We start from the raw sequence: 8116 nt of genomic DNA on the forward strand, positions 1-8116 counted from the left end.
TCATATTCATTTTATAATGACAATAGAACAAAAAATAGGACAATTTTTTTTTCCAGCCGTTTTCATCAATGATACTGAGGAAAACATTCAGGCTACCGAACGATTAATAAAAGAGCACAATATAGGTGGATTGACTTTTTTTCACAGCCGTGCCAGTGCAGCAACCAATTATGAAACTACAAAAAAAGTAGTCCTGAATGATGGTAGTTTTCAGCGTTTAAAAGAACTCATAATCAGATATCAAAATTGTGCTACGACTCCGTTATTAATGAGTATTGATGCCGAATGGGGATTGGCTATGCGCGTAGAAAAAACACCACAATATCCGTATGCGATTACCCTTGGCGCTTTGCCTGACAATAAAAAAAATCTGGTTTATGAAGTGGGCAAACAAATAGGTTTAGACTTAAAATCAGTTGGGATTCATTATAATTTATCGCCATTGGCGGATATCAATAACAATCCGAATAATCCTGTAATTGGCTACCGTTCTTTTGGTCAAGACAAAAAAAAAGTAACTGATTTTGCGCTGGAATATCTCAGAGGACTTAATGATACTGGTGTTTTAGGCTGTCTCAAACATTTTCCCGGACACGGAAATACTAATGTTGATTCGCATTTGGGATTACCTATTTTAAAAGAAACTCTCGAAGAATTAGTAGCCAATGAACTGGTTCCGTTTATAAAAGGAATTGAGAACAAAGTCGATTCGATTATGATTGGCCATTTGGCAGTTCCTGCTTTGAACGAAGGAAAAAACACTTCGGCAACGCTGTCAAAATCCGTGATTGAAACCCTTTTGCGCAAGCAATTGGGCTATGATGGTTTAGTGATTTCGGATGCTTTGAATATGCACAGCGTTTCTAAATTATACGATCAAAAAGGGCAACTGGAATGGGAAGCTTTTAATGCTGGTAATGATATTTTGTGCTTTGCCGAAAACGTACCCGAAGGAATACAGGAAATCCTAAAAAACGCAACTCCGGAACGGATTGAAGCTAGCTTTAACCGGTTGTGGAAATGCAAACAAAAAGCAGGTATTATAGACGGAACTTCTAAATTACTGCATCTTTCCCGGAATGCTTTTGATTTTAAAACCACTTCTGAATTAAACTCAAAAATTGCTCAAAATTGCATTACTAAAATAAAAGACACCCGCAATACCGTTACGCTTTTTGATGCAAAAAACAGAGCGAATCTAGCCAAAATAAGTCTGTATAAAAACACTGAAAATTCTTTTTTTAAAAATTTATCGGCCGCATTGCCTTGTCCTGAATTTTGCTATGAAAGAGGAGATACCATAGCCCTGAATGAATTAGATGAACTGCTACTAGATTTTGATACTATTCTTATTGCTTTGTTTGTTCCAAAAGCCAAACCAATGAATAATTTTGATATAGAGGATTTTGTATTGCAGTATTTAGAAAAATTATTTATTTCAAAAAAGTGTTTTTTATATGTCTTTGGAAACCCGTACGCATTACAGATAATTCCTAACTTAAGTGCTACTGCAGGAATCGTTCAAGTGTATCAGGATTTTTCGGAATTTCAAGAAACAGCAGCACACCAATTACTGGAAAACATGGAGTGTAAAGGAGCTCTGCCGGTGCAAATATCAACTATTGAATAGACTCATAAAATATTTGATTTTCTCTAAAAAGGACTACGGATTGTGAAAAATAGCCAAAAAATAAATTCCGAAATATTTTAAATCCCGAATGGTTTAATTTGAAAGTTCTACTAATAAAATCTACAAAAAACCAAAACTGATAGAGCAGCCACTTTAGGATATAAGGCTTTTTTTTATCTATATTGCACATCCAAACACTATAGAATGGATATAAAAATCAACAAAAATAAAGAATTATCAATAGGACAAGCGTTGGTTCCTGTTCTAGCGCTCATCATGCTGCTAGGTTTTAATGTATTCGTTTACGGTGATGATGCTTTGAGCGGAAGCAATCAATTTGTACTCTTGCTGGGTGGAGCTGTTGCAGCAATTATAGGTTTTTTTAATAAGGTTACCTATCAAAAAATGATTGATGAAGTGGCCGAGAACATCAAATCAACCGTAGGCGCTATCCTGATCTTACTTATGGTTGGAGCATTAGCGGGAACTTGGTTGGTAAGTGGCATTATTCCTTCGATGATTTATTATGGGTTACAAATTTTGAGTCCAACGGTATTTTTGCCTGCTACATTGCTAATTTGTTCTATAATTTCTATTGCTACCGGAAGCTCCTGGACCACCAGTGCTACGGTAGGTATAGCATTAATTGGTGTTGGTGGCGCATTGGGTTTTGATTTAGGAATGGTTGCAGGGGCCGTTATTTCCGGAGCCTATTTCGGAGACAAATTATCGCCCATGTCAGACACAACAAACCTCGCCCCTGCTATGGCCGGAACCGATTTGTTTACGCACATCAGATATATGATGATAACAACAATTCCTACGTATATTATTACTCTAATTTTGTTTATTATTCTGGGTTTGACAGTGGATATTAAAGGAGATGTGGATATAAAAACACTGCTGAATGATATTGAAAGTTCTTTTACTGTTTCGGGATGGTTATTTATAGTTCCCGCTGTTGTTATTGGATTAATCATAAAAAAAACAGAACCGCTAATTGCTCTTTTAGCAGGAACTCTTCTGGCTGCTGTATTTGCAATTCTATTTCAACCTCACATCATCAATCAAATTTCTGGTGTCAACAACATGACTTTACAATCCGGTTACAGAGGAATAATGGATGCCATAACAACTAAAGTAAGCATTCCTACTACAAATGAAACCCTTGCGGATTTATTTACTTCTGGAGGAATGCAAAAAATGCTGGGAACTATATGGTTGATTCTTTGCGCAATGGTTTTTGGTGGCATTATGGATGCAATTGGCGCATTGGCAACAATTAGTAAAGCCCTCTTAAAATTAGCACACACCACTTTTGGTTTATTTGCGTCTACCGTAGGGAGCTGTTTGGCATTAAACATTACAGCTTCGGATCAATATTTAGCCATTGTAGTTCCGGGTAAAATGTTTGCGAAAGCCTATAAAAATAAAGGTTTAGCCCCTGAAAACTTAAGTAGAACATTAGAAGACGCCGGGACTGTAACCTCGGTATTAATTCCTTGGAATACCTGCGGAGCGTACCAATCAGGAACATTAGGTGTGCCAACATTAGACTATCTTCCTTTTGCCTTTTTTAATCTTTTAAGCCCTTTTATGACTTTATTATTTGCTGCTTTCAACATAAAAATAAGACAATTACAAAGTGATGCAAACAATACATCTATCTAAATAAAAGTTATCATGTAACCACTAATTCTCATCATCGATTTAGAAAACATCAAAACCTAATTCTAGATTTAGAAATAAATAAGAAAATGCTGTAGCTGAAAGAATAAATGGAATATTAAAGCAGGAATTTATGATTGACAAATACAATCTAGATTTAAAAGTTATGAAGCAAATTGTAAAAGAATCAATCAGCATATACAATGAATTAAGACCTCATTATTCTAATTTCATGCTGACTCCAAACAAAATGCATTTACAAAATCAAATTAAAATGAGGACATATAAAACAAAAAACACTTACAAAAACGTTTTTGCAAGTGTTTAATTAAATATTTTTATCTAATAATCTGTATCGGTTATTCAGGACAAGACAACTTAATAACTTCGTTAGGTTTTAAAAAAACTATTGTTTCCCAATTAATACTTATATTCTCCTTAGTTACTTTGTTCAGAAGCCCAATTATCCATATAAGTTTCAAACACATTTAAAGGCACGGAACCAACCTGCAAAATGGCATCGTGAAACTTTTTGATTTCAAACTTGCTGCCTAAGCTTTTGATGTATTTAGCTTTCAATTCCGAAATTTTCAATTCCCCTGTTTTATAGGAAAGCGCTTGTCCTGGCATTGCCATATATCTTTCTGTTTCTGAAACAGAAGCTTGCTGCTCTCTTCCCCCTTTTTCCATCATGTATTGGATTGACTCTTCTCTTGTCATTATTCCGGTATGCAATCCAACGTCTGTCACTAATCGTATCGCTCTAAATAATTCTGATTTGTAGGCAGCCAATTTTTGATAAGGATCGGTGTACAATCCTAGTTCATCACCCAATGATTCGGCATACAAAGCCCAGCCTTCAGAAAAAACGGAATAGCCAGCAAATTTTCTGATTTTAGGCATGGATTGATTCTCTTGCTGTAAGGACAATTGAAAATGGTGCCCCGGAATTGCTTCATGTATAAAAAGATTGTCCATCCCCAACTTATTGAATTTAGTAGCGTCAACGATTGGAACATTAAAATAACCGGGTCTGCTACCGTCCGTTGTGCCTCTTTCATAATTGGCTGCCGACGTCGCCGCTTTAAATTTTTCAATTGCCTTCACCTCGAAGGCTGTTTTGGGAACAATATTGAATAATTTTTTCAGCTTCGGCTCTATGATGGGCAGGATGGCTCTGTAACTTTCCAATATTTCTTCGTCAGTGGTGAAAGGAAAAAAGGAGGGATCAGTCAGGGCATGATTGAAAAATGCAGTTCGGTCTCCCTGAAAGCCAATTTTTATCTTGAGGTCATCGATCTCTTTAGTAATCTGTTCCACCTCTCGAAGTCCCGTTTGGTAAATTTCATCCGGTGTTTGATTGGTAGTGGTGTTTACTCCAACAAAATATTCATACATTGCTTTTCCATTGGGCAAATCATTGTAGCCCGATGTGGTTCTGGATTTTGGCAAATAAACATTTTTTAAATAATCGGCCAGTTTTCGGTAAGTAGGGATTATTTTAGTGTTGATTGCCTTTTGATAGGCCAATCGTATCGCTTTCTTTTCTTTTGCAGAAAAGGAGCTTGGCATATTCCGAACGGGTTCATAAAAGATATTTTTAAGTGTATCTGTCGCAATTTGAGCTTCCAGCTGCGGAATCATTTTAATCACCAAGGCTTTGGGAAGTACCATTTTCATTGCAACGCCTTTGTTAAAATTAGCTATCGCAGTATCGGCCCATATCGTAAAACCATCAATTCGTTTGAGCCAGTTTTCATAATCTTTCGCTGTTTTAAATGGTTGAGAACTTTTTCCTGAACCAAGAGAAGGTAATGAACTGGGATAGCCCCTAAACTGGCTAAAGGGAATGTATTCAAGATGGAATGTTTCTCTTTCCAGGGCTTGCTTTATTTGGAGACTTACGATGTCGAAAGAAATTTTATCAAAAGAATTCAGCTTGTTTCTATCAAACGATGCTAATTGTTTTTGATACACGATGGTAAAGTCGTGTTGTTTTTTTAGGTAGGGTTCAGCGATATCGTTCGGAAATAAATCGTTGTACCTGTTGTCGCCTCTTTGTGTAGCTGTCAATGGGTTTAATAGCAAGCCTTCTTCGTAATAATTATCTAGAAATTTGCTGAATTTAGCATTGCTTGAGTTTTTTTGTGCCATTACAATTGTGCCGGTGAAAACAAAAAGCAGGACTGCTATTTTTCTAAGAAGAGATTTTAATTTATTCATATTAAGGATTATTTAGAAAATGATTTAATACTACACGCTTGATTAGTCTTTCGATTAAATGGCTGCTATTAGGGTATTTATGTTAATTTTTTTTTTCAATATGCTAATTTATGTTTTATTTTTTTAACTATTGCAATTATTTAGTTTGTCCTCAAAGCGCTATTATTTACAATACCATTTCCAGTTTGTACTTTAACTCAAAATAGTTTTGATTTACTTCTATTACTTTTATACCGGCTTCTTCAATAGCGGTTAATTCTTCTTTTTTTGATCCATCTGCATCAAAATAGAAGAGTATATTTTTATCACATTCTGTAAGTGTTTGTATTACTTTGTCTGCAAACATGTTTTTTACTTATAAAATTAGATGTGATCTAGCAATACTCTCTTTCATTTTATTCTCCACATTTGCGGCTTCAGCGAATTCGTACCATCTTTTCACAGCCTGATCAATTTGCTGGATGATAGTATTCGCCTTTTTTATATTCATTGATTTTGCTACTGTCAGTAAATCTTCTCTGGTAATATAGGTTCTCTTTCCATTAATACTTAAGTTATGCTGACTTACCCAATCACTATCAGGGCGATAGGCAAAACAAATATCATAAGCAGGAGAAAGTTCCCAATCACCCTCTTTCTTTAGTCGAAATGCAAAGTTTTTTGTATGGTCATCACAATTGCGTGCTATTACATTAAACACCATCCTTCTGTATAACTGTTCCGCTTGTGGATACGGTAGTTTTAATAAACGCATGGTTTGAAACAACTGTTCGTAACTAAAACTCGTTATTTGGTTAAAGTCATAGTGTTGCATTGCGCATAACGTTTGTATGTGGTGTTTTTGATCGCCATTTTCTCTATCAAAACGTTTCGTCATGAAATGCGCTCTACCATTTTCTTCGTATAAACGGCATTCCATCATTTCAATTCCGGCTGCTCTTGCCATCAGATAATAAGCCATTTCAATTCTACCATAGCCAGTACTTGCACCAAACTGCACATCGCTTACCGTATCAAGTTTGATTAACCAATGTTCAAATCCTTTTGGGGCATTTGTTTGTCCGGATTTTACCTGTCCTGTTTTTTCGTTATAGGCAATAATGGCTTTTGGACGAGCACCACCAGCTGAGGTTCCAATTTTAAGGATGTTCATCATGGCTTCTTGCTCGTTTTGGTTTAGATTGGCTGTAAAACCTTCTCTTTTGTACAGCATTTTTTGAGAGATGGCTACCAAGCTATCCACTTCTATATCAAAAGCTCTTTTATTGACATTAAATTGGGAAGGTTCAAATTCAAGCGCACCCATACCACGGGTTCCTATAAAGCAAAGCATTTCAACAGGGTTCATACTGTTTTCCGGTCGACCATTTTGGGCCAGCCAACTGTTAATTAATTGGTTTCCATAATCATCTGGCAATACATCTGCCAGCAATCCAGGAAGTCCTTTAAATGTTTTAATTTCTTTTAATTCTGTGAAAGTAAAAATACGTCCACGAGCATTATTGGCAGGCATTTTTAATGGGGCTAAATCCCAGTTTTTCGCCAAGAATTTTGCCTCATATTCAAAACTAGCTACTCCCGTTTCTGTATTCCAAGCAACAGCTCCCACCGTTTCATTCCATATTTTAACAAATGCCGTTGTTATCATTACCAATCTGATTTTTTATTAGAATCATTGTCACTGTTTCTCGCTCGTTGTCTTTTTTGCTGATCTAGTTTAGCTAACTCTATAGGACTTATTTGTTCTTGTATCTTGAAAACCTCCATAATATAGAGAAGGTCTAATACTCTTAATACTTGTAGCAAGGTTGGGACTGTTATTGTTCCCCCTTTTTCTAGTAAGCTGAGTGTAGAACGGCTTATATTTGCGGCTCCGGCAACCTCTTCCTGCGTTTTGTTCTGCGATAAGCGATGGTGTTTAACAAAAGCACCGATGGTTTGTGCTAAAGCGTTATCGCTCATTGCTATCCAGTTTATGTATGATGTATCATTCATAAAGTAGTTATTTATGATTTAATGACTGATGTGTCATACAAATATAGCTAATTTTAACGAAAAACTCAATAAATAACTTTAAAAGACTATTTCATTAAGAATGTTTTGGTCTTCATCTTCATCTAAAATTTCCATCGGTACATATTCTTCACAAAAGGATTTAAATTTGTCTTCCGAATTTTTATCCCAGAAAATGATTCTTTCTTGATTTAAAAGGCCTAAAACTTTTTTACATACTGGATATGCAAATAAAACCCGCAGTATTAGTTAAGCAACATTTTTAAAATTATTTTTCTGTTTCCAGAATTCTTCTATTGTTTTGTAATCTAAGGCGGAATGCCTTCTTTTTCTGTTGTACCAGATTTCAATAAAATCAAATATATCGAGTTCCATTTGCTCTTTTGATATAAGTTTATTACCATAAATTTGTTCGGTTTTCAAAGTCTTAAAAAAGCTCTCAGCTACTGCATTATCCCAACAATTCCCTTTTCTACTCATACTCCTTGTAACCATTTTATAGGAATGGATATGCAAATAAAAACTGCACATTAAGTTAAGCTACATTTTTGTAATTAATTTGATTGTTAAATTCTTCAATAG

At 35.4% G+C, this 8116-nt stretch carries 6 protein-coding genes and 2 pseudogenes; 3 read left to right on the plus strand and 5 right to left on the minus strand.

Annotated features, from left to right (window positions below; genetic code table 11):
* Positions 1-16 precede the first annotated feature (16 nt).
* The 3 genes and pseudogenes from EKL98_RS10125 to EKL98_RS18570 all read left to right on the plus strand — a co-directional run.
* Positions 17-1630: a glycoside hydrolase family 3 protein gene (locus EKL98_RS10125; RefSeq protein ID WP_126562204.1), complete on the plus strand. Its 1614-nt coding sequence runs from the start codon at positions 17-19 to the stop codon at positions 1628-1630.
* Between the two features lie 204 nt (positions 1631-1834).
* The gene (gene nhaC / locus EKL98_RS10130; protein WP_126556001.1) at positions 1835-3301 is read left to right on the plus strand and encodes a Na+/H+ antiporter NhaC; all 1467 of its coding nucleotides are present in this window, start codon (positions 1835-1837) and stop codon (positions 3299-3301) included.
* A gap of 94 nt (positions 3302-3395) precedes the next feature.
* Positions 3396-3626, plus strand: a pseudogene (locus EKL98_RS18570) (integrase core domain-containing protein); the annotation flags it as partial.
* 110 nt (positions 3627-3736) lie between these two features.
* Here EKL98_RS18570 and EKL98_RS10140 read toward each other — a convergent pair.
* From EKL98_RS10140 to EKL98_RS10160, 5 genes and pseudogenes are all read right to left on the minus strand, one after another.
* A complete protein-coding gene (locus tag EKL98_RS10140; protein ID WP_126460076.1) occupies positions 3737-5521 on the minus strand; it encodes a DUF885 domain-containing protein in 1785 nt (594 codons plus the stop codon).
* A 166-nt stretch (positions 5522-5687) separates the two neighbouring features.
* A complete protein-coding gene (locus tag EKL98_RS10145; RefSeq protein WP_126460079.1) occupies positions 5688-5867 on the minus strand; it encodes a hypothetical protein in 180 nt (59 codons plus the stop codon).
* A 9-nt stretch (positions 5868-5876) separates the two neighbouring features.
* Positions 5877-7169 carry a type II toxin-antitoxin system HipA family toxin gene (locus EKL98_RS10150; RefSeq protein ID WP_126562206.1) on the minus strand — a complete coding sequence of 431 codons (1293 nt, stop codon included), beginning with the start codon at positions 7167-7169 and terminating at the stop codon, positions 5877-5879.
* Positions 7169-7516 carry a helix-turn-helix domain-containing protein gene (locus EKL98_RS10155; protein ID WP_126556010.1) on the minus strand — a complete coding sequence of 116 codons (348 nt, stop codon included), beginning with the start codon at positions 7514-7516 and terminating at the stop codon, positions 7169-7171. The genes EKL98_RS10150 and EKL98_RS10155 overlap by 1 nt, the downstream gene beginning before the upstream one ends.
* A 267-nt stretch (positions 7517-7783) precedes the next feature.
* Positions 7784-8029: pseudogene (locus EKL98_RS10160) on the minus strand (integrase core domain-containing protein); the annotation flags it as partial.
* Between the last annotated feature and the right edge of the window lie 87 nt (positions 8030-8116).

It is taken from the genome of Flavobacterium bomense, assembly GCF_003970355.1.